Annotated in this window: 20 protein-coding genes; 2 read left to right on the top strand and 18 right to left on the bottom strand. The window is 56.0% G+C overall.

Translation table 11 applies throughout. The annotated features are described in order from the left end of the window. Positions 1–2: 2 nt before the first annotated feature. From KGP16_RS10385 to tssB, 16 genes are all read right to left on the bottom strand, one after another. Positions 3–1,889 carry a type VI secretion system tip protein VgrG gene (locus KGP16_RS10385; protein WP_223501520.1) on the bottom strand — a complete coding sequence of 629 codons (1,887 nt, stop codon included), beginning with the start codon at positions 1,887–1,889 and terminating at the stop codon, positions 3–5. A gap of 328 nt (positions 1,890–2,217) precedes the next feature. Further along, the gene (locus tag KGP16_RS10380) at positions 2,218–3,606 is read right to left on the bottom strand and encodes a VasL domain-containing protein (protein ID WP_223501284.1); all 1,389 of its coding nucleotides are present in this window, start codon (positions 3,604–3,606) and stop codon (positions 2,218–2,220) included. Positions 3,607–3,666: 60 nt separating this feature from the next. Then, positions 3,667–7,200: a type VI secretion system membrane subunit TssM gene (tssM, locus tag KGP16_RS10375; protein WP_021804817.1), complete on the bottom strand. Its 3,534-nt coding sequence runs from the start codon at positions 7,198–7,200 to the stop codon at positions 3,667–3,669. Positions 7,201–7,231: 31 nt separating this feature from the next. Beyond that, positions 7,232–8,626: a type VI secretion system protein TssA gene (gene tssA, locus KGP16_RS10370; RefSeq protein ID WP_223501283.1), complete on the bottom strand. Its 1,395-nt coding sequence runs from the start codon at positions 8,624–8,626 to the stop codon at positions 7,232–7,234. 5 nt (positions 8,627–8,631) lie between these two features. Then, positions 8,632–9,297, bottom strand: coding sequence for a type VI secretion system-associated protein VasI (gene vasI / locus KGP16_RS10365; protein ID WP_071680600.1), 666 nt, complete (start codon positions 9,295–9,297; stop codon positions 8,632–8,634). A 2-nt stretch (positions 9,298–9,299) separates the two neighbouring features. Then, a complete protein-coding gene (locus KGP16_RS10360; RefSeq protein ID WP_021178395.1) occupies positions 9,300–10,082 on the bottom strand; it encodes a helix-turn-helix domain-containing protein in 783 nt (260 codons plus the stop codon). Continuing rightward, a complete protein-coding gene (gene tssH, locus KGP16_RS10355) occupies positions 10,079–12,679 on the bottom strand; it encodes a type VI secretion system ATPase TssH (protein ID WP_223501281.1) in 2,601 nt (866 codons plus the stop codon). Before tssH ends, KGP16_RS10360 begins: the two co-directional genes overlap by 4 nt. A 9-nt stretch (positions 12,680–12,688) precedes the next feature. Next, positions 12,689–13,456, bottom strand: a complete 768-nt coding sequence (icmH, locus tag KGP16_RS10350) for a type IVB secretion system protein IcmH/DotU (protein WP_021178397.1) — start codon at positions 13,454–13,456, stop codon at positions 12,689–12,691. Next, positions 13,456–14,802 carry a type VI secretion system baseplate subunit TssK gene (gene tssK, locus KGP16_RS10345; protein WP_021804821.1) on the bottom strand — a complete coding sequence of 449 codons (1,347 nt, stop codon included), beginning with the start codon at positions 14,800–14,802 and terminating at the stop codon, positions 13,456–13,458. The genes icmH and tssK overlap by 1 nt, the downstream gene beginning before the upstream one ends. Before the next feature lie 2 nt (positions 14,803–14,804). Next, the gene (gene tssJ, locus KGP16_RS10340) at positions 14,805–15,311 is read right to left on the bottom strand and encodes a type VI secretion system lipoprotein TssJ (RefSeq protein ID WP_021178399.1); all 507 of its coding nucleotides are present in this window, start codon (positions 15,309–15,311) and stop codon (positions 14,805–14,807) included. After that, on the bottom strand, positions 15,308–16,612 hold the full coding sequence (tagH, locus tag KGP16_RS10335) for a type VI secretion system-associated FHA domain protein TagH (protein ID WP_021804823.1): 1,305 nt from the start codon (positions 16,610–16,612) through the stop codon (positions 15,308–15,310). The genes tssJ and tagH overlap by 4 nt, the downstream gene beginning before the upstream one ends. Positions 16,613–16,637: 25 nt before the next feature. Next, on the bottom strand, positions 16,638–17,690 hold the full coding sequence (gene tssG / locus KGP16_RS10330; protein ID WP_021804824.1) for a type VI secretion system baseplate subunit TssG: 1,053 nt from the start codon (positions 17,688–17,690) through the stop codon (positions 16,638–16,640). Beyond that, the gene (gene tssF, locus KGP16_RS10325; protein ID WP_021804825.1) at positions 17,654–19,468 is read right to left on the bottom strand and encodes a type VI secretion system baseplate subunit TssF; all 1,815 of its coding nucleotides are present in this window, start codon (positions 19,466–19,468) and stop codon (positions 17,654–17,656) included. The genes tssG and tssF overlap by 37 nt, the downstream gene beginning before the upstream one ends. Continuing rightward, a complete protein-coding gene (gene tssE, locus KGP16_RS10320; RefSeq protein ID WP_021178403.1) occupies positions 19,468–19,908 on the bottom strand; it encodes a type VI secretion system baseplate subunit TssE in 441 nt (146 codons plus the stop codon). Before tssE ends, tssF begins: the two co-directional genes overlap by 1 nt. 6 nt (positions 19,909–19,914) lie before the next feature. Continuing rightward, positions 19,915–21,396 carry a type VI secretion system contractile sheath large subunit gene (tssC, locus tag KGP16_RS10315; protein ID WP_021804827.1) on the bottom strand — a complete coding sequence of 494 codons (1,482 nt, stop codon included), beginning with the start codon at positions 21,394–21,396 and terminating at the stop codon, positions 19,915–19,917. A gap of 27 nt (positions 21,397–21,423) precedes the next feature. Next, positions 21,424–21,921 carry a type VI secretion system contractile sheath small subunit gene (tssB, locus tag KGP16_RS10310; protein WP_021178405.1) on the bottom strand — a complete coding sequence of 166 codons (498 nt, stop codon included), beginning with the start codon at positions 21,919–21,921 and terminating at the stop codon, positions 21,424–21,426. Positions 21,922–22,681: 760 nt separating this feature from the next. Between tssB and KGP16_RS10305 the strand changes: the two genes are divergently transcribed. Continuing rightward, on the top strand, positions 22,682–23,200 hold the full coding sequence (locus KGP16_RS10305; RefSeq protein WP_021178406.1) for an Hcp family type VI secretion system effector: 519 nt from the start codon (positions 22,682–22,684) through the stop codon (positions 23,198–23,200). 84 nt (positions 23,201–23,284) lie between these two features. On the opposite strand, the gene KGP16_RS10300 is transcribed toward KGP16_RS10305, so the two are convergent. Both KGP16_RS10300 and KGP16_RS10295 read right to left on the bottom strand, forming a co-directional pair. Then, positions 23,285–24,289 carry a LacI family DNA-binding transcriptional regulator gene (locus tag KGP16_RS10300; protein WP_223499242.1) on the bottom strand — a complete coding sequence of 335 codons (1,005 nt, stop codon included), beginning with the start codon at positions 24,287–24,289 and terminating at the stop codon, positions 23,285–23,287. 92 nt (positions 24,290–24,381) lie between these two features. After that, positions 24,382–24,924, bottom strand: a complete 543-nt coding sequence (locus KGP16_RS10295; RefSeq protein WP_021178408.1) for a D-lyxose/D-mannose family sugar isomerase — start codon at positions 24,922–24,924, stop codon at positions 24,382–24,384. A 221-nt stretch (positions 24,925–25,145) separates the two neighbouring features. Between KGP16_RS10295 and KGP16_RS10290 the strand changes: the two genes are divergently transcribed. Next, complete coding sequence (locus tag KGP16_RS10290; RefSeq protein WP_094982347.1) at positions 25,146–26,180, top strand: NAD(P)-dependent alcohol dehydrogenase; 1,035 nt, start codon at positions 25,146–25,148, stop codon at positions 26,178–26,180.

Below are 26,180 nucleotides of genomic sequence, written 5' to 3'. Positions count from 1 at the left end.
GTTTACTTATTCAAATGAATAACTGGCCCACTGACAAAGATACCGTTAGCATCAAGCTGAATGCTTGAGCCACCGAATTTGAGAACAATGCTACCGGGAGTCATCTTTATTTCCCCAGCCCCCACTTTCAGCGTGATGTCGTCTGAGGACTCATAAAGCTGTGTTCCTGGGCCACTCTTACCTGCTTTAGCTTTGACCTGAACCTGATTAGCACTGGTGCTACGCATGGTACAAATGGTTTCCGTCAGGCCTCCCTGCTTTACGGTTTTGGTTTCGTTACCAGCAAGAATATTTAGCGTCCGGTTACCTGATTCGACGGTAAGAGACTGATCGTTTTTAACCGTCGTACTCATATCCTTCTGGGCATGCAGAAACAGCCCCTCGCCCCCCTTGGCATCTTCGAACCGCAATTCGTTGAAGCCCTCGCCCTTATGGGTCTTGGAGCGGAACGCCATCTGGGTCTTGCTGGCAGGCAGCGATCCCGGCGGGATATTGTTGGCGTGATAGGTACGCCCGGTGACGATCGGTTGGTCCGGATCGCCATGCAGGAAATCCACCACCACTTCCTGGCCGATACGTGGAATGGCCAACATCCCCCAACCCTGTCCGGCCCACGGTTGGGTCACGCGGATCCAGCATGAGCTGTTGTCGTTGCTTTTACCGTAGCGGTCCCACAGGAATTGCAGGCGGATACGGCCGAACTCATCACAGTAGATTTCTTCCCCGGCTGGCCCCACCACCATCGCGATCTGTGGGCCGTCCATGCTCGGTTTCGGCATCGGCGTCGGCCGCCAGGTCTGGGTGTGCGGCAGGAAGACGAACTGGTTGCTCAGCGTGGTGCCTTGCCCACCAGACTCCTGCTCTAGCGCCTGAGGCTGGCTGCCACTGTGCTGAATGCTCAGCAGTTGCCACTGGTGGTTCAAATCGCTACGCGGGTGGCTGGTCAACGTAAACAGCAGCCCCGGCTGCAGGGTAAAGTCGTTACTCTGCCCATTCCCCAGGTTGGCATCGTTGCGCAGGGCTTCCAGGCGGTAATGGGTAAAGGCCTTGCCGTGCTGTTCATCTTTGAAACGCCCAGGGAAATCGAAGTGTTCGTAGTCTGGCCGCTGGTTTTGCAGTTCGCTGGCCTGCTCATTAAAGGCCGCCGACCACTGCGGGTTTTTAAAGGTGTAATCCTTCAGTTCCACCACGGCGGTACGCACCTGTGCGCTGCGGGTGAAGGTAGTGACGCACAGTTCCAGCGCCTGAGAGGCTACGCCTGGGTTATACGGCAGCACCGCGCCCTGCGGCAGGGTGCCCACGTCATCGGTATACACCACGATGTTTTTGCCTTCGGGGTATTCGAAGTAGTAGAACATCCCCTCTTCGGCGGCCAGCCGCTGGATGAAATCAAAATCCGATTCCTGATACTGCACGCAGAACTCACGGGCCGGATGGGGGTTTCGCAAGCCAAAGGCAAAATCGGTGATGCCGTTCTCTTTCAGCAAGGTGGTAATGATGCTTTCGATGCTCTGCTGCTGGAAGATACGCGAGTTGCGCCGCAGCGTGGTGCGCCACAGTGCCGGGCGGATCACCATGCTATAACGGGTCTGGTGCAAGCCGGTATCGCCCTGTTCAAAACTCGCTACCATGCCGGTGATACTGCGTTGCACTACCCCTTCACGCTTGATCACCAGCGTCGCATCCTCATCCAGCACCGCGGCAAAGTCGATGGCCGGATCGGCACTGGCCAGGCCCACGTTCAGCACGAACGGTGAGGAGAGCATCTCGGTCAGGCTGAAATCCACCACCACAAAGGTCTGCGGAGGCAGGTTCGCCGTGGAGAGCGTGAACTGCAACCCACTCGGTTCCGCGCCGCCCATCAGGGCACTGGCAGCCGAGGACGCCATCGCCGTGGCGCTGCCGCCGCTGGCAAAGCTCATCGGCTTGACGCCCGCAGATGAGGCCATGCCCGCGGCACCACCACTGCTGACAATGTTCTTAGGATTGATGCCTACGGATGAGGCTATCGAACCGGCCTTTTTAGCAATATCCGCCGCCTGCGATACCACCTTGCCCGCCTTGCCGCCTACAGCGCCAGCCGCGGCTCCCACCATATCCACCACCTGATCGCCACTGACTGATGGCGTCTCCGTGGCCACAATGTTCTTCGGCTGTACGCCCCCCTTGGGGGCGTTTTTCTTGTCATCAGCAAACATATCTTTTCCTTCCTGGAGGTTAGCGGGCAAATGCTGCCTGCTGCGTGAGTTGGTGATAGCGACTGAGCAGTGCATTCCAGCGCTCGTCTATCTGCTTGAGCAGCACCGGTGAAGCCGGTTGTTGTTGTTCGACCGAAACCGCCAACTGCCGCAGCAACTCTTCCAGCGGCGTTTCACGGTTCAGTTCATTTTGCATCTGATAAACCTGCGTTTTCAGATAGGAAAGCGTCAGGCTGCCGCGCGTTTGTTCCTGTTCAAGCAGCTTGTCCGACAGCGCCTGCAAGCGCTGCTGCACCTGGAAATAGCTGCTGTCGGCCCGCTCGCTGCCGAGCCGCGCCTGTAGCAGCCGTTGCCAACGCTGGCTTTGGGCAATCTGCTCCGGATCGGTCGGCCACAGCTGGTTGGCCAGCGCCACCGAGGCATCGGCGGTACGCAACCCGGCCAACGGAGAAAGGTTCTCCAGAGTGTTCAGTTGCTGGCCGTAGCCGTCCAGAGTCGGTTGGGCCAGCCACAGCTGCACCGAACCTTCTGGGGTGGCGGCCAGCCCCGCCAGCCGCTCCTGCATTGGTTTGACCTGCATCAGATAAGCCGCACCGGCAACCACCAGGCTGCACAGCACACCGCCGCCAAAGCCCCAAGCCGTTGCAGCGCGTTTGGCCGCTTTAGGGATGACCGGTGGTGGCGGTGCAAAACGCACTTCCACATTGGGCAACGGTTGTTCTATTGGCTGTGGCGCGGGTTCTTCGTAGGCCGGAGGGGGTTCATTCGCGGCCGTTTTTACCCCCGAGAACAGGGTGCGGATCGGCTCCGCTTCGGGCACCGAGAGATACACCATCGAGGGCATCTTCAGCGGTTGCGCTGGCGGCTGTTTGGCCGCTTCATGGGCGGCTTCCAGCCGTTTGGCGGTGTTCTGCATCAGGTACAACAGGTTTTCAATGCGTGGCACGCGTTTGAGCTCAACCTGCTGCAGTTTGTCGCACAGCAGTTGCAGCGCCCGCTCGGCGCGGTACACCAGGCGCAGGTCGTCAATGCCGAACTCGTGCTGGCGCAGTTGGCTACCGACGCGGGCGTTGAACCACTCCAGTATTTCCGAGCGGGCCTGCGGCTGCTCTGGCCACAATCGCTCCCATTGGCTGACTACCATGCCCGCCAACAGCTCGCAGCTTTCGGTAAACCCGGCCAGCCCGTGCCTTTGGGTACGCGCCAGGGCGTAGTACACCGTGGTTTGCAGATCGACTCCGTTGGTGCGGAACAGCGTCAACGCCAGCGACTCAATCAGGCGCCAGTTAACCTCTGGCCGTGCCGGGTGGTTGATCTTGTTGATCTCTTCACGAATGGCGCTGAATTCCGGCCAATGGCGCGGATCGCCGCCGGTTTGAATGATGATATTTTCTGAGGCTTCGCTCATGCGGACTCATCCTTAAAGCGTCTCTCTGCCAAGCGCGGCAGAGAGACGTGATAACAACGATTAATACAGCGTGTCTGGCAGAGTGAACTTGCTGAACAGACCGCCAGCGAACGGGTTGTCGGACTCATCCACATGGATGCGGTAGGTCATCTCGCCGCCGTCCACCTTGAAGCGGACATCGAACGAGTTGGTGCCGACGTTGGTCAACTCACCGGCGTTGATCAGCCGCAGCTGTGCCCAAGGGCCGCTGAAGGTGATGCTGCGCGGGGACTTGCCGTTTTCATCCGGAACCAGCGTTACCTTGCTTTCTACCCCGGCCCGCATGGAGTTAGGCCAAACCAGATGCACCATATTGCTGCGGCCATGGGCGTAATCCAGCAGTTGCCCATCCAGGTTCAGCACGCTGCGGCGTTTGTTGCCGCTCAGCACCACCGGTTCGATGGCGAACTGGGTGCCCAGGCCGTTTTGTGCCGAGAAGAAGGTTTCGCGGATCTTCTGCGCCTGAGCCAGCTGTTGCAGCACGTCTGGGCGGATTAACAGTTGCCCGTCGCTGCCGCTGCTCAGGTTGTTATCCACGAACGGCTTCAGGTTCTGCTGGTAGAAGCTGTCCAGGGTGCCTTTCGGGCCGAAGAAGCGTTCAAACTCGCTCAGCGGCACGTCCTGCTGCGACTTAGGATCGAACGGGTAACGGCCAGCCAGGTAGGTGTGATACTGCTTCACCACCGTCTCGTTCCACTCGACTTCCAACGATTGGATGGCTTCCATCATCACGACGCGCCAGGCTTGCTCGGCCAAATCCCCGACCCAACGGTTCAGCGGTTCCGGCAGGTTTTTCGCCAACTGCTGAACTTCGAAGATCGGGTCGCTGCTGTTTTGATCCAGGCGCAGCTGTACCGCCTTCATGGCCGCTTTACCCGGTGCCGGTGAGTTTTGGATCGCCAGCAGGTAACGGTGCAGTTCGGTCAGCTTTTGGTAGACGCTTTGCAGCACGCTGCCTTTGTCACCGTTCTCCACCAGCACGGCAGTTTCCGGCGCGAACTCGCGATTGATGCGGCCCAGCAGTTGATAATCGGATTTTTGCATCAGCTCCTGGCGTTCTTTACCCTGCAACGCGTCAGGCACCGCAGGCAGCCGGGTGTTATCACTCAGCGTCTGCAAGGCACGGCGGAAAGGCTGCTCACCGCTGATCACCTGTTCGATGGCGCTGATCGCCTGCGGCAGATCTTCAAACTCACCGACCGACAGGTTATTCATCGCCGCACGCCAGGTGGCGGTATAGTCACCGATATACTGCTCGGTCACCTGCCGCTGGATCTCTTTGCGATCCGCCTCGCTATACTCGACGTTTTTGCTGAGATCCAGCACCCAGCTGTCCATCACCGTCAGATCCACCAGTTGGTCATTCTGCTTGGTGAAGTAGTTCTGCAAACCGTTGCGCGTCAGGAACTGCGGCACCACCAGCAGGCGATCGTTGTTGGAGATAAAGATGTCGTCAAAGCTGGCACCGATCTGATCGCGCAGGTTCAGGGCCGGAGGCAGTGCTTCCTGTGCCTTGATGCGCAGGTTCTGGTACACCCGCTGATAAATCGACAGCTTGCTCAACTCGCGCTGTGCCAGCTGGATCGGCTGGCGATAAGGGATAAAGTTCTTGATGGCAACCTGATCGCCACTTTCCCGCGCGGCACGCCAATCGGTGTGCTTGAGCGCATAGTCCAGATGCCCCATCAACTGCTGTTGCACCTCGCGCTGGCCGTTAAACTGCTGGCTCCAGCGGTCGCCCATAAATTGTTCCACCAGCGCAATATTGCGGCCACTGCCGTCTTCCAGCATGCGCATCACACGCAGGATCTCGAGTTTCTCTTCGCTGCCTGGAGGCGCAGCATTCAACTGCTCCAACAGGCCACTCATCAACGCCGGAACAAAGCGCTGCTGCAACAGCTGCAGATAGGTGCTTTCCACATAAGGGCCGATGTTGTTGCCTTGATACAGGCCCATGTCCGCCAACAGGCTGTTGCGCTCATGGTAGTTGCCATAAGCCAGCGTGGCGTCACGGATCGGGTTCAGCAACGGCAGTTGCAGGTTGCCATAGCGATCGTCCCCCTTCGGCGTCGGGATGGAGAGGAAGGTTTTGGCCTGGGCAAGAACCTCTTGTCCGGCACGGTAGTTGCTCTGATAGTAGTATTGCCAGCAACCCCACAGCGTCAACGCCACCACGGCGCCCACGCAGGAGAACACCATCAGGCGTTTTCTGGAGTTACGCAGCCACAGGCCGTTTTCCCCCGCCAGATTCGGTTCCGCCAGCAACACCTGATTAAACAGCTCTTTGGTGAAGTACGGGGTCGTTTCGGCGACCGGCCAGGTTGGGAAGGCCTGCGGCGACAGGTGATACTGCACGGCGGCAGACTGGGTAAACACGTCATCCATCTGTCCGCGCTGTTGGGCAGAAGTCAGGTAGATACCGCGCAGCAGCGGCTGTTGATGATCGCCGCTGTAGAGGATCCCCTCCAGCAGTTGCACCACATACTCTTGCAGGCCCTGCATCTGGCGGGTAAAGCTGAACAGTTGGCTACGTTGCCCGGCATCAACGCCGTTGAGCATCATGTCTGGCATCGCGCCGTTCAACTGGGCGATCCATTGTTGCCAGAACTGCTGCAACTCTTTGCGCCACACCTCCGGCTCGGCGGCGTTCAGGCTGAATGTCACCCCCAGCACCGCTTCGCGTTGCGCCTTATCCAGCGTCTGGTACATCGCTTCAAACCCGTACAGCAGGTCCAGTTTGGTAAACACCACGTACAGCGGCAGTTGGCTATGCAGCGCCTGGCGCACATCCTGCAAACGCTGATGGAGGCTGGCAACCATGTTTTCGCGCTGAGCCTTGTTCGCCGTCAGCAACTGATGCAGATCGACGGTGAGGATCAGGCCGTTCAGCGGCTGGCGTTTACGGTGTTCAACCAGCCAGTTCAGCAGGCTTTGCCATAGGCGGCTATTGAGCGCCGCTTTGCCCACTATGGACAGCGTTGGCTGCTCGATCAGTTCACCTGCAGGATCGATCAGTACGGCCTGTTCACCCAGCCAGCAGCGCACGCGCAGCTCACCGGCGTCTTCCACGCTGGTCAGTTCCGGGCTGGCGATTTCGGTCAGCTTGTAGCCTTCTTTGATCAGGGTGCTTTTGCCGCTGTTGCGGGTGCCAATCACCATGTACCAAGGCAGGCGATAGAGATAAGTCGGGGTATTCAGCCGCCGTTGCAGCTGCTGCTTCCAGACGCCCAGATACTGGTCCTGCTGTTCGATATCGGCCAGGATCGGATCGTCGACCTGCGTTTTGGCCTGCAGCTGCAGCTTTTCCAACTGCTGTAAACGCCGCACCATTTTGAAGGTGAGCCAGCACACCGCCAGCAGCACCACCAATGCAGTCACTAACCAGCGGCTCAGCAAAGGTTCGAACGGTTGGTAATCCTTCAGCTTCCATTCCGGCCCGTAAATCCAGACCCAAATCAAGCCGATACAGGCCAACAGCGCCAGCACCACCGGCACCGAGGCTTTGATGCGCGGAACGGCCGGTCTGGCAAAATGAATAAATGAGGGCAATTTCATGCGTTAACGCTCCTGTTCCCTTCCCTGGCCATCACGGCTTGAGCTGCCGCTGCTTGTCTGTAAGCAAGGCGATCAACGCCGGTTCCCATTCGCTTAGCTGCACTTGCTGCCCCACCTGCAACAGGTTGTGGTAGTGCTGCTGTGCCAGCGCCGTCATCCCCGCTTTTTCCAGTAACTGGGCGCTGAGCAATTGCAGGTAAAAACGGTCCCTGGGTTCGGCTTGCTGCGATTGCCGATCGATCATCTGTAACGCGGCTTCCAGTCCTTGCTGTTGATAGCATTGCCAAATTTCATCCTGTTCAATAGTGTGACCTCCCCCTTTGGCACCCGTATCCTGCTGTAACCAGCTGGCAGATTCAGGGGAGAGGAATGGCGTCATATCGGTAAAGTAAAGGGTGGTTAACGCCGGCATGCGCTCGATAAAGGCGCTCAGTTCGTCGCGTATGGCCTGCGCAACCCCTGCGTATCCCAGCCGAATAGCGATCTGTGCCGAAAGCGCGTGGCCATCCAGCCAGTAAGGTGCCAGCGCCAGGCTCTGTTCTACCTGTTGCCACAGGGCCAGATCCGCAGTGGCCACGCGCCCCAGATAATCGGCCATGCGATCGACAGAAACGGCTGCCAGCGGCGTGCGGCCATCGGCCTGCGCTATCGGTGGCGCGGTCAAACTGCCCCACAGGGCATGGCGACGCAGGCGGAAACCAATGGCGGCCTCGGGGTGCAGTTCACACAGCAAATCCGCCATTTTCAGCAGCGTTTGCCGCCAGGCTTTATCGCTGGAGCTATCAATGCTCAGGCTGGGGCTGATCGTTCTGCTGGCAGTGGTTGATGTTGATGCCGCACCAGACTGAGGGCGTTCTTCCTCCTCAACCACCGGGTCAACGGTGCGAGTAGGCAACCGCGCATAGCTGGTTCGCAGGCTATCCACCTCTTTCGCCAGGGCCGGTTCGTCGCTGTGCCAGACCTGGGCCAGATGTGCCAGCAAACCTTGCACATCCTGGCGTTGGGCATCCGTCGCCCGTTGGCTAAAGCTGCCGCTGGCGCTGTCAAAACGCTTGAGGATCTGCTGGGCAAAGCGGCGCTTATGCAGCGGGTTCAACGGCCAGGCGCTGGTCCAGAAGTTCTGCACGTAGGCGGTCAGCAAGGAGATCGCCAGCATCAGGTCGCCCGGCTCGCCGCCGTGCTGCAAGGTACGCAGCAGGTGCACCACCAAACGGAAGTCTTTGCTTTTTTGCGACAGCAGAGCCATCGCCTGCTGCTGAAGGTCATCGATATTCAGCGAGCTGTGGGTCAGTGAACCCACTTTGACCATCTGGCTGTCGATATGCTCCCATTGCGGATCGTCATCGGCCAACGCCTTGGCGGTCTGCTCGGGCGTCAGCGGCGTCAGCAATAATGCATGCCAGGGATGTTGTGACGTGCTATCCATAGTCCTCACCAGTGGCAGGCGTTACGCAGCGGTTTCAGCGCTGGCGTTAACTGCGAAATATTAAATGTCAGACGGGGTAACCCGCCGTTGGTACCGTCGATCGTCAGCGTCTGCGCCGACATCAACCGCTTGATCTCATCAATACCGGCCAGGCCCCGGCTGGATTCCAGCAGATAGCCGTTTTCACGCAGGAACCACTGCACGTTAAACCGGTCGCTATCCGCCGTTAGCGTCACCGCACCGTCTTTTTGCGGACCGACCAAGGCGATCTGCAAACGGGTAATGTTGTCGATGCAGCTCAGCATCAGCACTGGCCGCGGTGGTGGCACACCAATCGCTGGCGTGGTCAGCACCACCTGAGGGTTGTTGCCCTGCCCTTCGCTTATCAGGAATGCCGTCGAGTGATCGCGGCGGCCTTTTTCCTGCGCCATGGCTCGCTGCCAGGCTGGCCCGGCCTGTACCTGACCAGGATTGTCGCCGCTGGCCGCTGACAACGCGTTGTCGTAACAGTCCAGACGCACCAGCGGCGAGCTTTCACTGCGGCAGTTCATCAGCAGCGCCAACTGATGCGCATCCCCTTCAGGCTGCGGCAGCGAAAGGCCGCTTAGCCACTCGGTGGCTGAATGGCTGCCGGAAAGCAGTAACGAACCGATCAATAACCACGTATTCATAGCTAACACCTGTATTTCGCCAACTTGTAACCCAGGGTGCGCGGCGTGATCCCCAGGCTGTCGGCGATGCGGTTTTTGTCATTGCCGTACAGACGCTGGCGCTGCGTCAGTACCGCGGCTTCAAACGCCTCCACCGCGCTAGACAGGTCATCTATCTTGCTGTAATCGCGTGATAGCTCTGGCGAGGTGGAAACGTCGGAGGTGCTCAGCGAGACCATCAGCTCATCCAACTGTTTTTCACGCACCTTGAACATCGATCGCAGCTGGACCAGTTGCGATCGCAGATGCTCCACCTCTTGCAGCTTGTTGAGGCGGTGCTGAAAAATCTGGCAATAGATAGAGAACATGCCCCGGCTGTCCACAAATCGATCGATATCCTCGGCAAACACCGCAATCACCCCGCAGGCCCGCCCCTGAAAATCAAACAGCGGTACGCCATACATGCTGCAACCGTTGGGCAACGCCTCAATAAAGCCGCGAAAACCGTCATCTTCAATGCGCACCCCGCGATTGAGCGCGTACCAGACTTCGGGCGCGCCATTACGCAGCACCCGCACCAAAGGGTGGTTGGTGTCTTCGATATCGGCTTCCAGCTTCACCGTAGCGCGCCGGTTGGCATCAGACAGGCGGAGGCATTCCAACTGCCCCTCACTGGCGTTGAACATCGCCACCATCAAGCCGTCGAACCCGTGACGGTGGTGATCCAGCGTCAAAAAGCCATGGACCAAATGCTCGACCGAATCGTTTTCCAGCAGCGCCAGTAAGCATTTCAGCCGTTGCCTCATAGCGCCTCCTCGACCTGTGCGGTAAACGCATTTCCCTCCGTGGCAATGCGGATATGGCTGATTGCCGTACCTGCCGCCATTTTTTGCAATAGCAGTAGGGAAACCGGTGGTAACAACGCCCCGTCGATAATCGACTCCAGCATGCGCGCCCCGTTCTCGGCACGGGTGGCGCGCAGCAGGATCTCTTCGATCACCTCAGGCTCAATCACCACTTCGGCGTTAAAGCGCTGGCGCAGCAGGTTATCCAGGCGTTTGAGCTTGCCGTGGATGATGGTTTGCAGCGTGTCCTTGCCCAGCGGCAGGTAAGGCACCACTTCCATACGCGCCAGCAGGGCCGGTTTGAAGAAGGCCGCCAGCTCGGGATAAAGCAGTTCGCCCAGCAGTTCCGGCTGTTCGGCGTGATCGACAATGGTCTGATAGCCCAGGTTGGAGGTCAGGAAGAACACCACGTTCTTGCAGTCGATGATGCGGCCTTCGCCGTCGGCCAGTTCACCCTTGTCGAACGCCTGATAGAACAGGTTGAGCACGTCGGGGTGGGCTTTTTCGACTTCATCGAGCAGCACCACCGAATAGGGTTTCTGGCGGATGGCTTCAGTCAACACGCCGCCTTCGCCATAGCCCACATAGCCCGGCGGTGAGCCGATCAGGCGCGAAACGGTGTGTTTCTCCTGGAACTCGGACATGTTGATGGTGGTGAGATAGTGGCGCCCGCCGTACAACAGCTCGGAGATCTGCAATACGGTCTCGGTTTTACCCACGCCGCTTGGCCCCACCAGCAGGAAAGCACCCATTGGGCGACCCGGACGTCGCAAATCGGCCCTGGCGGTCAGCAGATGCTGATGCAGGCAGTGGATCGCGGTTTCCTGGCCTTTGATCTGCTCGCCAAGATACGTTGGCAGCTCGGTGACCACCGACAGTTCACTCTGCGACAGGCGGTTTAACGGCACGCCGGTCCACTCGGCGATCACTGCCGCGATCTGATGTTTATCCACGTGTGGAGAAACCAGGGTCTGATGCTGTTGCAGTTGTTCCAGCTCGGCACCCAGCGCAGCCAGATTAATAACCTGTTCTTCCGTCGCGTTTTCTTCCTGCGTCAGCAGCTCTGCCCGCAGGGCGATGATCTGCTGCACCAACTGCTGCTGGGTTTGCCAGCTGGCATTCAGGTCCGCCAGTTGCTGTTCGATCTCAGCGCGCTGCTGTTGTAACACCGATAATCGCTCATCCGGCTGGCTCAGGTTGAGGCGCTGTTCACGCTCCAACATCTGGATTTCCATCGCCTGCTGGTGCAGCTGCGTTTTCAGTGCCGATACCTGACGCGGTGCCGAAGTCAGGTTGATCGCCACCCGCGCGGCGGCGGTATCGAGCACGTCGATGGCCTTGTCCGGCAGTTGGCGGCCAGAGAGATAGCGATCGCTGAGCACCGCCGACGCCTGTAACGCCTCGTCGTCGATCAGTACGCCATGCGCCTTTTCATAGATGGTGCGCAGGCCGCGCATGATCACCGTGGCCTCTTCGGCACTCGGCTCAGAAACCTTCACCAGTTGGAAACGGCGCGACAGCGCGGCATCCTTCTCAAAATACTTTTTGTATTCGCTCCAGGTGGTGGCGGCGATGGTTTTCAGCTCACCGCGCGCCAACGCCGGTTTCAACAGGTTGGAGATATCCAGGCCACCCTGCTGATTACCCGCGCCGATCAGCGTATGGGCTTCATCAATAAACAGGATGATCGGCGTGGCCGACTGGGCAACTTCCGCCATGATCCCTTTGAAGCGCTTTTCGAACTCGCCTTTTACCGCCGCACCAGCCTGCAACGCGCCGAGATCCAGCGTCATCAGTTCGCTGTTGCGCAGCTTTTCCGGCACCTGGCCGTCCACGATACGCAGCGCCAGGCCTTCGATCAGGGCGCTTTTACCCACGCCAGCCTCACCCACTACGATCGGGTTATTCTTGCGGCGGCGACACAGGATATCGATCATCAGGTCGATTTCTTCATCGCGGCACAGCACCGGATCTAGCGTGCCTTTACGGGCCTGCTCGGTCATGTTGCTGGCATAGCGCGCCAGCAAACTTTCGCCATTGGCGACAGCTGCGGTTTTATCGCCCGCTTTCGCTACCCGAGGGGCTTCTGCGGAATCGGCGGTCCAGTCAGCAAAGTTCTGGCGCAACAGTTCGCGATTCACCGGGGATAACAACCGGCTGGCCGCCGGTGTGAGATAACGCATAGGGCTCAGCAGTAAGGTCAGTAACATCACCCCGCCGCGCAGCTGGCTGTGATCCATTTCGGCCGACGCCAATAGCCAACTGTCCTGCAACCACTCCACCAGCAAAGGTGAGAAGCTGGGATAAGCCTGAGTGACCGACTGATAGCCGGAAATACGTTGATCGAGTGACTCACGCAATGCGTCAGTGTCCACGCCAGCATGATTAAGGATCACCCTGACGTCGCTTAAGGGGCTGGCGACCATCTGCATTAATACCTGCGAGACCGTCACTTCCGCTTCCTGCAGGCTGACGCAGTGCGCCGCCGCGGCCTCCAGGGCATGGCGGGCGATGGGATTAAGGCGGTTTACCAGCGTGGGCAAGTCAATTTGAATCATCTGTGCTTCCTAGCTCAATAAATTGTTTAGCTGCTGCAAAATATCCTGAGTCTGTCCATGTAACTGGATGGCATAGAACAGGTAAATCACCGTCAACAGGCCTAAGCCACCCCATAGCAGGTGCTTGATGGTCAACCGTTTACTCAGGTAATAACGCCCGCCGGTGCGGCTTTGTTTCTGGTGCAAGACGGTCGCAGGCGCTTCACCGCGCAGCTGTTGCAGTTGGTGATGCAGCCGACGGAACAGCCGTTCAAAGTCATCGCTGTTTTGCAATGTCACCTTGTAACGGCCGCGATAACCCAGGCAGAAACACAGGTAGATGAACTCCAGCAGATCCTGATAACGTTTGGGTTCGCCCATCAGGCGTTCCAGCAGGACGTACACCTTCTCGCCGCCCCAGGTTTCGTTATGGAAATGCACCAGCAAGGACTGCTGCAACCAGCCGTTTTGCGTATTCCAACCGTGCCCCAACGCCGTCTCATCGATAAAGGTACAAAGCACGTAGCGGAACGAAACGATCGCCCCTGGCTCGTAGCCTTTGGTTTGCAGGAACTGCTCAATGGCGCGGATATCCGTTACCACCTGCTGATAAAGCTGGTCTGGCAGCGGCTGGTTTTCCATGTCTTTCAAGCGCAGCACCATGCCGAGTAACGGCGTGGCGGCGTCCACCATCGCATTCAGGCTCTCGCCGCGCAGCGGGAGCTGATATTGCCGATACGAAGTGACGGTTTCCGTTTCGGGCAGCGCGGGGTTATCCGTGACGGCATGCATTTTCATTAGCTGCTCCTAATCGCCCAGAACTGCATATCCAGTTCAGGGAAGTCACCCGAAACGTGGAAGGCAATCGCATTGCTTTGCAGGACCTCTTTCCAGGTCGGGCTTTGTCGATCCAACATGAAGTAGGTATAGCCGGAATGGTAAGGCAGTTGACGCGGTGCGGCAGAGAGAGCCACCAGCGGTACACCAGGCAGTTGCAGGCTAACCAGCTCACGGATTTTCTCCAGCGAGGTGATCTTGGTTTGCTGCACGAATTGCCGCCGCAGCTGTTCCTGCGGGATCTGCGCCCGAACGGCCAGCACAAAGTCAGCGCTGCGCAACAGATCGCTATCGTTGATCGTCCCCACACGAATGCCGTTAGGCTGTGGATGCAGCTGTACCGAGATAGCACGCGGTGTCAGCACCGTGCTGAGCGTTTGGCGCATCGCCAGGAACAGCGGCTGGAAGCAATCGGTCAGGTTGTCATGGTTATAAACGATGAAGCTGCCTGCCAGTCGTGATTCGTCGGTAAAGGTGCGCAATTCGCCGCAGGTTTGCACCAGGTGGCTATAAAAATCCTGTGGGTGCAGCACCGCCTGATGAGACAGATGGGTGAACAAAGGCTGCATGCGGTTAAACACCTGCAGCATCATGAATTCGGCCACGTCGGCAATCCCCTGCTGGCCCGGCGAACCGATACGTTTGGCCAACAGCCGGGCGCGCTCCACCAAGGTACCCTCCACTTCATCCATAAAGTCTTTCAACTGTACGGAGGCGTGCAGAGTGGTGCAGGTAGGAATAAATTCTTCATCCAGGATCAGCGAGCCGTCCGGGTGCTTCTCTTTAATGCGGCAGACCGGCAGCACGGAATAGGCGCTGAGATCTTCGGAGCCCTGCATCAAACGCGGTGCCAACTGGGCCAGCAGCAGCTGGCTGACATCGCCGCCGTCGGTATGCAAATCGCGCACGTCATCGGTATGTTCGGCGTAGCGGATCGCCCCAGGCAGTGGGCTGTGCGGGCTGGCAACCTCATTGATGGTGTCGTTGAGCATCGGCAACGCCAGATAGATATCGCGGCTGGCGGCATCGTTGCAGTTCAGTACGTCTAACGGCTTGGGCGCGCAATCCTGATAAGGAATATCAAACACCGTGCCATCGGCCATGCTGCCGCTGGCGTTGGTCAAGCCGATACGCCCCAGCTTGAGCAGTTCCTGATTGATCTGCAGCGAGTGGAAGCCATAGGTGTAATTGGTCAGCGCGGTGATACGGCGCTGCAGCTGGTAATCGTTATGTCTTTGTTGCTGTTGAAAGTGTTGTGGCTTAATGAACAGGCCTTCGCGCCAGATCACCCGATTCTTGGTCGGCATGGTTATTCTTCCTCTTTCCTTAAGTCGATTTCATCCGCTTTAACGTGGATCAGCACGCCGTAGTTATGACCAACATCTTTGATCTTGATGATTTTTTTCCATTCAGCGCGATCAACGTCGGCATAGTAGGCAATCACCCCCAGATAGTGGGTCTTCTCTTCCAGCTCAATAGCGGGTAACGGTTTATATTGGCTCGGCAGCAGGGTGTATTCCTGATGGTCGATGTAGTTCTTACTGAGCGTTTTCTTCAGTATTTCCGTGTCGAGCTGGTCGTAGTCGGCGGCCAGCAGTTTGGAATCATCGCTCAGGTACACCACCGCAATCTCGGTCGGCGCGGCCTCGCCTTTCTCATTGGGGTTGATATTCGCGTCCGCCAGCAGCGTCAACCGCAGCGTAGAAGGCTGCTCGGTAGCGCGCTCCGGCTTCTTGTTTTTCCATATCGTGCAGCCTGACAGCATCAGCACCAGGCATAGCGCAGTCGTCAGAAAGTATCCTCTGCCACCTTTCATCGTTCGCTGTCCTTCATCCCCTGGCGCAGCGCCTGGTCGTAAGCCTGTTCATACACTTCGCCAAACAGCTTTTCGAAGCCCTGCTGGCGGCTGGAGGCCAATTCCTGGTAGTAGTTTTTGTACATTTCCCAGGCCCAGGCGGAGTCTTGTTCCTGGCGCTCGTTGCTGCGCATGTAATGGCTAAAGCGCGTCAGCAGTCGCTCTGGGGAGAAGGCTTCCAGCATGGTGCTCAACGCCTGGGCAATCGCCTGTTGGTTGGCCTGATGGTGCAGGCGCAGGTTATGCAGGCTCTCGGCCACCGCCGCCGGGGCGGAAAGGTGGACCGGGCTTTTTTGATCGGCAAACAGCAGGCTGAGCGTGGTGTCGTAGTCCATATTCAGACGCAGCGGGTTATCTTCGATTGGGCGCAGATGTTTGTCCCGCAGGCCGTGTTGGCTGCGCTGCAAAGCCAATAACCCTTCAATGGCAGCCCTGAGCGTTTTACCGGCTTCTTCGAGGAAGTCATTGGCCTCCTGGCTGTTGCGGATTGGCAGTTGCGCGCCAAAACCCCGCATCAGCGGCGTGATCGCCACGTGCTGCTGTTCCATCTTGCTGTCTGACGGTGCCTGCTGGCCGGAAAGAAAACTGCTGATTTGCGGCAGATCGATAAACTCCTGATCCATGGCACTGTCCTTGGTGATATCAGAAAGTGGAGAAGAGAACAGCGGATCGCGGTAGCGATCCTGTTGTAATGATTGATCGGCACCGGTGAGGGTGCTCAGAGGTTCGTGCATCGTCAGGCTTTCGGTTTCCAATACCCGCAGCGGGTCGTGGCTGAAACCGTTAGCGACCGTGGCGGCCAGGCGGTTGTCCTGCTCATGATGGGAAGGCTGCGCATTGCCTCCTTCCATCATCGCTTCCAGCGGGTTGCTGTAGCTGGAGACCAGCGATTCCGGCGAAACCATCAGCGGATCGATCATATCGGCGTTCGAGCGGCTGATATGGCTCTTGATGGCCAGGTTGCCTACGCTGATCTCGTCACCTTGCTGGATGCGCACCAAACCGGAGTTTGCCGTCAGCATCGACTGGTTAATACTCACCGCACCGTTGAGCACCCGCAGGCAAAAGGACCCATCTCGCCATTCAATGGCAAACTGTGAAGGGCTGATATTGCCGCCCTGATCCTGAATAGACCAATGATGGCTGCCGTCACTGCCCACCACCCCACCCTGTGCATTAAACAGGCTGCTGGCCGGTTTGCCACTTTCCAATCTGTCGCTATTGACGACTCGCAATGATAGCGTCGGTTGCTGTTTATCCATGATCTCTCTTCCTGAATCTTGATTGTCATTCCATAACGCTAATGGTTACGTGGGGCTGTTGCTCGGGTTCCCCGAGGAAGCTGGTCCAGCCCAGCAGGTTGTTTTGTTCTGTCCCCAGGATCATGCCGCCCACCTGCTGCTCTGCCAGACCCAGGCGTAAATCCCACGAAAACTGGTCGCGCATAATGAAAGCCACAAACATCTCTAACGGCTCGTAATTCTCCCCGTTAGGTAAAAATGACAAGAACTGTTCACGCGTCAGTTGGTTAAGGCACAACTGATATTTGCCGCTGCGATCCGCCACCTGCGATCCCAGCGAGAAATTGACGCCCAGCACCGATTTCCCCTGGTATTTCTGGCCGCTGACCTTCACCCTGCCGCCCAGGCGGTTCTGCTGCTCCGGGGCGATTTTGACCTTGCGCAGCTGCCAACTTTGCAGCGTCACATCCGCCAGGTTGAAACAGTGTGCCACCAGGCTGCAAATCACTTCCGGTGCCCGCCCAGGGCTGGCCAGCAAGCCGGCATAGGCCAGCATTTTGCCGTGGTGGATACGCAGTTTTTTGCGGATCGCCTCGTTACTTAATCCCACTAGCGCAAACATGCGCTGCGAGACATCATCGTTACCGCCCTCGTCAAAGCAGATGTAGTAGCGGTATTTGCGCCAAATCTGATGCAGCAGCGTTAACAGCCGGTGGTTGAACACGTTGAGAAAATCCGTCAGGCGGTTTTCGTTCTGGGCATCTTCCCAGGCCAACGAGTCCAGGTAATAACCGGGCAACGGCGACTGGCTGCCATGCAACCCAAGGAAAGAAACTTCCAGCTCAAACTGGCCGCGAGCGGAAGTCTCCAACGCGATCACGTCACGGGTTGGAAAAGCCAGGCTGGCGGTCGATTTAAAGCGGATTGCCTCATCGGCTGGCCTGGATGAACCCGGGGATTTTTGCCACGCTACCGCCATTTGGTTGAGCAGCTCGACCAATTGGTAAAAGTTATAGCGTGACACATCCAGCACTGGCTCAGGCGGTACGCCTTCACCCGCGCTTACATCAATGCATGTTGACCCGTCTGTACCGGCCATTGGTAACATTCCTGATTATCAAGATTGATGACTTTCAAAAGGTGGAACGAGTTGACGCTGGCATACAGGGAGAAGAAGCGTGCCAACACCGTACCAAACAGGTAGAGCTCACCTTCAGAACCAAAAGCGCTTTGCTCCAGCCAGAGGGTGGTTTGCAGACCTCTGACCGGTAAACCCCGGAACAACCTGTCGATCGGCTGGGTTTCGATACGCGAAATCGCGTCCAGTTTTTTTTGCGACGACCGAGCGGATTGCCGGTTGTGTACGCTGGGGAAATCATAGGTTTGCAGTATCTGTTTTAACGAATCCTTGTCCAATAATGACATGTAGTTCAATGACATATTGGATAATAAAGACCATTGCAGGCTGCCATCCAACACCGGATACAGCGGTACCGAAGGCCGGGTAATATTACGGAAGGTGGCAAAGGACGGGCCTGCTTGCGTCCGTTGGCAGATATCACCCACGCGTAGCGCCAGCGGTAATTCGCGGTTGGTACAGGTCATGCTGACCGACACGTTTTCTTGCGACAGCGCTACCTCCGTCTCATCACTGCGCACAAAGGAGATGTAATGCTCAAAGCCCTTACGGAACAGCGAGTTTTTCACCCGCAGGCGGTAATAGAGCATGTTGCGTTCCTGCGCAGGTTCCACCTGATGATGGAAACTTTCGAACGCCGGATAGCTTCTGGCCTGCCCCCGCCCGCTGCCTTTGGGATCTTTACTTAACCAGCTCTCTACGCGATCGATCGAGAAAATCTCGTAGCGTTCAGGATGATGGTAACTGGCGCACAGCGGATATTCGGTTTGTGTGCCATCCAGGGCTATCGCCTCGCTATCGCGTTTGAACAGGTTCACCGCAGGGGTGCAGTTCAGGCGCAGGGTGGTTGGCCGTATCTTGACCTCAGGAGGCAATGGCTGGGAGAAATGCAGATTGAGGGTGAACTCGCTGGCTTTCAGATGCGCGGGGAAATCCACCACCCCAGCCACGTCAAAGAACAGGAAGCCTTCCGGGAAACAGAAATACTCCTGCAGGATACGGTAGCCGACATAGGCGTTTTTCGGGTAAGGCAATAGCGCATCTTCGCGCTCAAAGCCCACCGGGTTGAAATCAAAGTCCGGCATCGGAATAGTAATGCCGTTGACCACCAGGTCGGCCCGTTCGAAATAGTGACTGATCCAGAAATAGAGCTGGGTACTGGTGTAACCGTCCTCACCCAGATAGAAACGCAGTTTATCGAGCCGCATTTCCTGCACGTTCAACTCCGCCTTGGCGCCGAAGTGAATGCTCAATATCCCCTGTTCGTTGCTGTTGTTGACGGCGATATCCTGGATACCCATCGGGAACAGCCAGACATCCCGGCACAGCGTGAAGCTGCACTGGGGGCCGTGTGTTTCGCTGTCGTTTTGCAACGCGCCACGTTCCGCCCTTTGCGCAATCGGGACGCTCTCGATCTGGCTACCGCGCTCGATCAACGTCGCTTCAGTGAGTGCACTGCTGTTCGGCGTGTATTCGACGATGGTCATGCTGGGCACTGGCCGCAAATAGTTCGGCCACAGCATATTCAGCAGGCCGTGTGTCAACTCCGGAAACTGGTCATCGATCTTTTCGCGCAGGTTGCCGGTCAGAAAGGCGAAGCCCTCCAACAGGCGCTCAACGTCCGGATCGGAACCCTGTTCGGATAAAAAGGCAGCAAGATGCGGCCGTTCGATTGCGGCATCCCGCCCTAATTGCCGGAGGTAATCCAGCTCATCCCTGAAGTACTTTTCGAACGACATTATGCTTCCTGGTTTAGGCAGTAACGGCGGTTGCTGTCCAATTGGATATTGAACTCAACCACATCGCCGATATTGTCGAAATCAACTTGAGCACTGATATGGAAACTCAATAACAGTGGGTCCCCCTGATCCACCAGGGATTGAACGGCAACCTCGGAAATTCTTGGCTCGTAGCGTTCAATACACTCCTTGATGGCCTGCTCAATACTCTTACGGAAATCAGACGTGGTTGCCGTGGCATCATTGAGATCAATAACCCCCAGGCCTGCAGCACTTTGGCAGGCTCCGGGGCGCGAATTGAGGACTTCGTTCAAATGCTGCTTGATTGAGATTAATAGCTCTTGAACACGGCTATGTGAGGAAGGGCCTAAGCCCTTCCCCTGGATACGCTCAAACAAGCTGGCAGAACTTCCTCGCTCCCAATTAAGAAGCGCAGCCATGGCCTGTTATTCCTTATCCAAACGACCAACCAGCGAGAGCTCGAAACTGGCTCCCATGTATTTGAAGTGTGGACGCACCTGCATCGCCACCTGGTACCAGCCCGGATCCCCTTCGACATCCAGAACCTGGATCTGAGCAGAACGCAGAGGGCGGCGGCTGCGGACATCGGTCGGTGGGTTTTCCTGATCGGCAATGTATTGCTTGAGCCAGATGTTCAGCTCACGCTCCAGATCCTGACGCTCTTTCCACGAACCAATCTGCTCACGCTGCAGCACTTTGATGTAGTGAGCCAGGCGGTTGATGATGAACATGTACGGCAGTTGGGTACCCAACTTGTAGTTGGTTTCCGCCATCCGGCCTTCATGGGTATTCGGGAAGACCTTCGGCTTTTGGACCGAGTTGGCCGAGAAGAACGCCGCGTTGTCGGTGCCTTTGCGCATGGTCAGGGTAATAAAGCCCTCTTCCGCCAGCTCAAATTCACGACGATCGGTGATCAGTACTTCGGTCGGGATCTTCGCCTGTACCTGGCCCATCGCCTCATAGAGGTGAACCGGCAGGTTGTGCACTGCACCACCGCTTTGTGGCCCGATGATGTTCGGACACCAGCGATACTTGGCGAAGCTGTCTGTCAGGCAGGCGGCCAGCAGGAATGCGGTGTTGCCCCACAGGAAGTGTTCGTGATCCTTGCTGACGTCTTCGTAGTAGTTGAAATTCTTGATCGGATTTTCAACGGTGGAATACGGTAAACGCAGCAGGAAACGTGGCGTGGTCAGGCCCAGATAGCGGGAGTCTTCCGACTCGCGCAGCGCACGCCATTTGGTGTGTGCTGGCCCTTCGAACACCGACTTCATGTCTTTGATGGCTGGCAGCTCGGTAAAGCTGTTGATACCAAAGAAGTCCGGCGCAACGCTGGAAAGGAACGGCGCATGTGCCATGGCCCCAACGGCGCTGACGTATTGCAGCAGCTTCATATCCGGGGTGCTGTTGCTGAACGCATAGTTACCGATGATGGCTGCGGTAGGTTCGCCGCCAAACTGGCCGTAACCGGATGAGTACACGTGCTTGTAGAAACCAGACTGGATAATTTCCGGCGAGAACTCAAAATCTTCCAGCAGCTCTTCTTTCGTCGCGTGCATGATGTTGATTTTGATGTTTTCACGGAAATCGGTGCGATCCACCAGCAGCTTCAGTGAACGCCAGGAGGATTCGATTTCGCGGAATTCTTTGGCATGCAGAATTTCGTCCATCTGAGCACTGAGCTTTTTATCCAGCTCGATGATCATTCTGTCGACCAACAGCTTGTTGATCGGCTCTTCGTTGGTGCCGGTGTCCAAAATGCTGCTGATAAATGCAGCAACGCCCTGTTTGGCGACGTCATAGCCATCATTACCCGGCATCATGCGGGTCTGAGACATGATCTCGTCTAGCAGGAAAGTGGTACTGGTAGGCTCGGCAGCTAAAACCGCATTTTCTTCATGTAAAGACATACGTTAAATTCCCTCTTTCCGTCTCAATTATTTCTGATTAAGAATGTCCAATTCCTTTAGCAACTGCTCACGCATTTCTTCATTGCCTAGGAGATCTTGCAGACGAGAACGGAAGGCAGGAATGTTACCCAGAGGCCCTTTCAGGGCGACCAGCGCTTCCCGCAGTTCCAGAATTTTTTTCAGTTCGGGGACGTTTTTCGCCACGTTGTCCGGTGAGAAATCGTCGAGGGAATTGATCGCCAATGTGACCGGCATCTCTTCTTTCCCCTCACCTTCCAGATGATTGGGTACTGTGAACGAAAGGTTGATATTGGCTTCGTTCATCACCGCGTTGAAGTTGTTTTTGCTGACGGAAACAACCTGACGTTCTTCAATCGGGGTGTCTTCACGAACCCCCTTGAGGTCGCCAACCACCATCAGGTTCAGTGGCAGTTCAATTTCAGAGGTTTGATCGCCCGTATTAGGAACGTACTTAATGTTGATCCTTTCCTTGGGGGCAACACTGCTTTGATTATTCTTACTCATCACTCGTCCTTTTAGTCACAATAAGGGAATACCAGCTAATGTTTGTTGAATGAGCACCGGAAAATGACATTCAGATATCATCCATGCTAATAGAGTTAGCACCATCCATTCAGATAGCAAATCTATCACCGTAAAACTAAATACCTTCGTTTATGTCGCACTGAGGTCCAGGAGTAATCCTATTTCGCACGTAAATATGGGAATTTTCCCATATTCCGCAAAAGCCTGCGAATTATCCTAAATAATATCAAAAAGCCCGAAAAATCAGTTTACGGCTTCCGACGAAGCTGGACATTTCCTGCATTAGCATAGCTTCACTGAATGTATCGTCCTCGATCTGACAGGTAAAAGTCCATAAATTTTTCTTTACTAAGCTTCCTAATAATTTATCACCTGGCAAGAGCAACTTTCGGCTTATGATCATAAAAAATAATTTCACAAAAATTTATAAACTCATTTAAAACAACAAGTTAAAAAACAATGTAATTATTTTAATTATGGTAACGACACAAACCATAACTATCACCAATATTTAAACCAGCATAAAACACCAATAATGCAAATATTATAATTTTTTATCCCATTAACGATACCAATAAACATTGCAAATTTGTGAGTGGCTTGGCACTAGGGAAAGTCCCGATTATAGTGATGGCCGAAGTGAGAAGTGGGGCAAGTGACATTCGAGGTCGATTAATATCGGCTAGTCGGTGTGACTAGCATTGAGTTAATACCAAGCTAACTGACAAGGATCTTTAAGATGCCAACTCCAGCTTATATCTCTATCACAGGGAAAACCCAAGGTAATATTACCGCCAGCGCATTTACCGCTGAATCTGTCGGTAACATCTTTGTTCAAGGCCACGAAGACCAGATGCTGGTTCAGGAATTTGAACATATCGTTACCGTACCAACCGATCCGCAGTCTGGCCAGCCATCAGGGCAGCGTGCACATAAGCCATTCCGCTTCACTGTGGCTTATAACAAAGCTGTTCCATTGCTGTATAACGCATTGGCCTCTGGCGAAATGCTGCCAACGGTTGAATTGAAATGGTACCGCACCTCGATCGAAGGTAAACAAGAGCACTTCTTTACCACCAAACTGGAAGATGCCACCATCATCGATATCGACTGCAAAATGCCACACTGCCAGGATCCAACCAAGGCTGAGTTCACTCAACTGGTTCGCGTTTCACTGGCATACCGTAAAATCACTTGGGAACACACCACCGCCGGGACTTCGGGTTCTGACGACTGGCGTGCCCCAATCGAAGCCTAAGGCCAGCCTTAGCTTCACCCAAGCAGCCAATCGAAAGATTGGCTGTTTTTATTTCCGCCTACCACCAAGCTCGATGGCCAGCGGCTAGCCGCCAATCAGCTTGCCTCTGACAATGACTTTACCCGGTTTAATATGGTGATCGACGGCCCGGCGGATAGCCAACCCCAACGCCTGCCAGGCGATTTCATGCAGATCGTGGGAAATACAGGGGAAATTAAAACCGTAAATTGCCGCATTAGAGACTTCATCAATACCGAACAGCGAGACGTCTTTCATCAGCGCCAAACGGTGATCGACACAGGATTTGATGATACCTAGCGAGATCTGGTTATTGCAGCCGACAAAATAGTCCGGCGGCGGCTGGCGATCGAGATACTCGTTGGTCACGCGCAGGGCGGCATCCATATAGAAATCCGCATGGATAATCTCCAGGCTCGCCACCTTGCCTTGCAGCGCAGCAATCAGCCCGGTAACCCGCTCTTTGGCCACGTTGGAATCCTCTGGCCCGGAAACCACCACCACCTTTTGGCTGTTCTGCTCCAGCAGATAACGCCCCGCCTGTAAACCGCAGTCCAGATTGTCGATATACACGCCGCTGCAAAACGCCCCATCCAGTTCCCGATCGACCAGCACCACCGGGATGCCGAGCCTTTCCAGGTTTTTCAGGTAGCCGGGCGTATAGTTTCGGTCCGATGAGATCACCGATAAAATGATGGCATCCACGTTGTAGCCAATCAGCTTGTCGATAATGCGGTTTTCATTTTCCTGCGACTCATAAGAGTCAAACACCAGCGTATCGTAGCCCGCTTTCTGCGCCTCCAGCGTCATCAGCCGGGTGAGCGCGCCAAAAAACGGGTTGGCCATATCAGGGTTGACGATGCCGATCGTTTTGCTTGCTTTAGCCCGCAGATTGCGTGCGGCGGTGTTCATCACATACCCCAGACTCTCCGCCGTCTTGAGGATGCGATCGAGCGTATCGGGGTGGACTTTGTCCGGCTGAGAGAACGCGCGGGATACGGTAATTTTGCTGACATTTGCAAGCGCTGCGACGCTCTCTAGCGTCGCTTTCAGTGGTCGATCGGCCGCCAAGTGTGACTCCTGGTTGGAACATCTCATTTTGTACCATGGCAAGGTGATCAAGGATTATCACCTCTTATGTAAATACTCTCATCACTGCAGCATCAACCGACGCGCCGGACGTTGGGATCGGTAAAAACATCTAGATCATCACGGCTTTGCGATGAGAACTCAGAAACCACCGCACCAAGCTTACCTGCCTGGAACCAGTGTCTGGTATTAGGCTTGATTGTATATTGTTCTCCCGCGCGCAACAAAATATAACGCTGGCAGGTATACCACTGTTCGAACCCGGCTGGAGGTTGACAGACTGGGCTCCCCCGCTCGGTGTTCAAGGTCAGGGCATCATCATCCACAAACAGATAAACCTCACCCCAGCGGCAGCGGAACGTTTCCTGTTTGCCCGGCGTATCATCAAACGGCGGATGGAGATGCTCCGGGCAGGTTTGGTGTGGGAATAGCACCAACTCCTTGGCGCAGTAGCGCGGGGTGTTAATGTAAGTCAGTAGCTGTAACCCCGAGCGCGGGTAATCGGCCAGGCCGAAATCCGTCAGCTCGATCTCCCGTTTTTCCACGTCGGTCAACCGTATGCCACAGCCTGCAAGCAAGGTTTGGGTTCTTTCTAGCGCATCGATAGGTCGCTGCATGATGTCCTCGTTAACGTTAATGATATCGATACCATCATAGTTAACATCGCACGCCAATAAATGTGATCTTCACGACTATTTGACATCATTAAACCAACAACTTTTAACACAAAAGCAAAAAACACAACCAACATCACACATTTTTAGCCCGTCCGCGCTTACTATCCTGCTCATTGAAAATGATATCGATACCATAAAAATGATACGAAAGGATGATAACCATGCAAGCATTAGTGCTAGAAAAACCCGGTAAAATCAGCATCCAGGATTGTCAGTTTGATGAAGTCCTTGGCGAAAACGATGTACAGGTCAAGATCCATTCCGTCGGTATTTGCGGCAGCGATGTGCATTACTATCAGCATGGCCGTATCGGACCGTTCGTGGTTAACGCCCCGATGGTGCTCGGCCATGAGGCTGCCGGCGTCGTCATGGCGATTGGCAAAAACGTTCGCCATCTACAGGTTGGCGATCGGGTTTGCATGGAGCCTGGCATTCCCGATCTGCAATCACAGCAATCCCGTGCAGGGATATACAATCTGGATCCAGCCGTTCGCTTCTGGGCCACGCCGCCGATCCACGGCTGCCTGAGAGAGAGCGTCATCCACCCTGCCGCCTTCACCTTCAAACTGCCGGACAACGTCAGCTTTGCCGAAGGTGCCATGGTGGAACCCCTGGCCATCGGGATGCACGCCGCCACCAAGGCTGCGATCAAGCCGGGTGATATCGCGCTGGTGATTGGTGCTGGCCCCATCGGCGTGGTGACCGCTCTGGCGGCGTTGGCCGGTGGCTGCTCAGATGTGATCATCTGCGATCTGTTTGCAGAGAAGTTGCAGGTGGCCGCCAATTATGAGGGGCTGCACGCGGTCAATATCAAAACCGGCAACCTGGCGCAAAAGGTCGCCGAGTTGACCAGCGGCAACGGCGTCGACATCGTGTTCGAATGCAGCGGAGCCAAACCGGCCATCGGCGGCGTCAGCGAGCATATTGCTCCCGGCGGCACTGCGGTACTGGTCGGCATGCCAATTGACGCCGCACCAATGGACATCGTGGCCGCCCAGGCCAAAGAGGTCACCTTCAAGACCATTTTCCGCTATGCCAACATGTATCCGCGCACCCTGCGTTTGCTCAGCTCCGGCAAGTTGCGGGTACAGCCGCTGATCTCGCAAAGCTTCAAGTTCAAGGACAGCGTGGCCGCCTTTGAACGCGCGGCGGCGGGTCATCCAACCGACATCAAAATCATGTTGGAAATGGAGTAA

It is taken from the genome of Serratia sp. JSRIV006, assembly GCF_019968685.1.
Classification (GTDB): domain Bacteria; phylum Pseudomonadota; class Gammaproteobacteria; order Enterobacterales; family Enterobacteriaceae; genus Chania; species Chania fonticola_B.
The sequence above is the reverse complement of the archived record's forward strand: the minus strand, read 5'-3'. Positions and strand labels throughout refer to the sequence as shown.

Coding starts and splice junctions, on each gene's coding strand:
- KGP16_RS10385 (WP_223501520.1), bottom strand. CDS start 1,889: ATGGCGTCCTCGGCTGCCAGTGCCCTGATGGGCGGCGCGGAACCGAGT.
- KGP16_RS10380 (WP_223501284.1), bottom strand. CDS start 3,606: ATGAGCGAAGCCTCAGAAAATATCATCATTCAAACCGGCGGCGATCCG.
- tssM (WP_021804817.1), bottom strand. CDS start 7,200: ATGAAATTGCCCTCATTTATTCATTTTGCCAGACCGGCCGTTCCGCGC.
- tssA (WP_223501283.1), bottom strand. CDS start 8,626: ATGGATAGCACGTCACAACATCCCTGGCATGCATTATTGCTGACGCCG.
- vasI (WP_071680600.1), bottom strand. CDS start 9,297: ATGAATACGTGGTTATTGATCGGTTCGTTACTGCTTTCCGGCAGCCAT.
- KGP16_RS10360 (WP_021178395.1), bottom strand. CDS start 10,082: ATGAGGCAACGGCTGAAATGCTTACTGGCGCTGCTGGAAAACGATTCG.
- tssH (WP_223501281.1), bottom strand. CDS start 12,679: ATGATTCAAATTGACTTGCCCACGCTGGTAAACCGCCTTAATCCCATC.
- icmH (WP_021178397.1), bottom strand. CDS start 13,456: ATGAAAATGCATGCCGTCACGGATAACCCCGCGCTGCCCGAAACGGAA.
- tssK (WP_021804821.1), bottom strand. CDS start 14,802: ATGCCGACCAAGAATCGGGTGATCTGGCGCGAAGGCCTGTTCATTAAG.
- tssJ (WP_021178399.1), bottom strand. CDS start 15,311: ATGAAAGGTGGCAGAGGATACTTTCTGACGACTGCGCTATGCCTGGTG.
- tagH (WP_021804823.1), bottom strand. CDS start 16,612: ATGGATAAACAGCAACCGACGCTATCATTGCGAGTCGTCAATAGCGAC.
- tssG (WP_021804824.1), bottom strand. CDS start 17,690: ATGGCCGGTACAGACGGGTCAACATGCATTGATGTAAGCGCGGGTGAA.
- tssF (WP_021804825.1), bottom strand. CDS start 19,468: ATGTCGTTCGAAAAGTACTTCAGGGATGAGCTGGATTACCTCCGGCAA.
- tssE (WP_021178403.1), bottom strand. CDS start 19,908: ATGGCTGCGCTTCTTAATTGGGAGCGAGGAAGTTCTGCCAGCTTGTTT.
- tssC (WP_021804827.1), bottom strand. CDS start 21,396: ATGTCTTTACATGAAGAAAATGCGGTTTTAGCTGCCGAGCCTACCAGT.
- tssB (WP_021178405.1), bottom strand. CDS start 21,921: ATGAGTAAGAATAATCAAAGCAGTGTTGCCCCCAAGGAAAGGATCAAC.
- KGP16_RS10305 (WP_021178406.1), top strand. CDS start 22,682: ATGCCAACTCCAGCTTATATCTCTATCACAGGGAAAACCCAAGGTAAT.
- KGP16_RS10295 (WP_021178408.1), bottom strand. CDS start 24,924: ATGCAGCGACCTATCGATGCGCTAGAAAGAACCCAAACCTTGCTTGCA.
- KGP16_RS10290 (WP_094982347.1), top strand. CDS start 25,146: ATGCAAGCATTAGTGCTAGAAAAACCCGGTAAAATCAGCATCCAGGAT.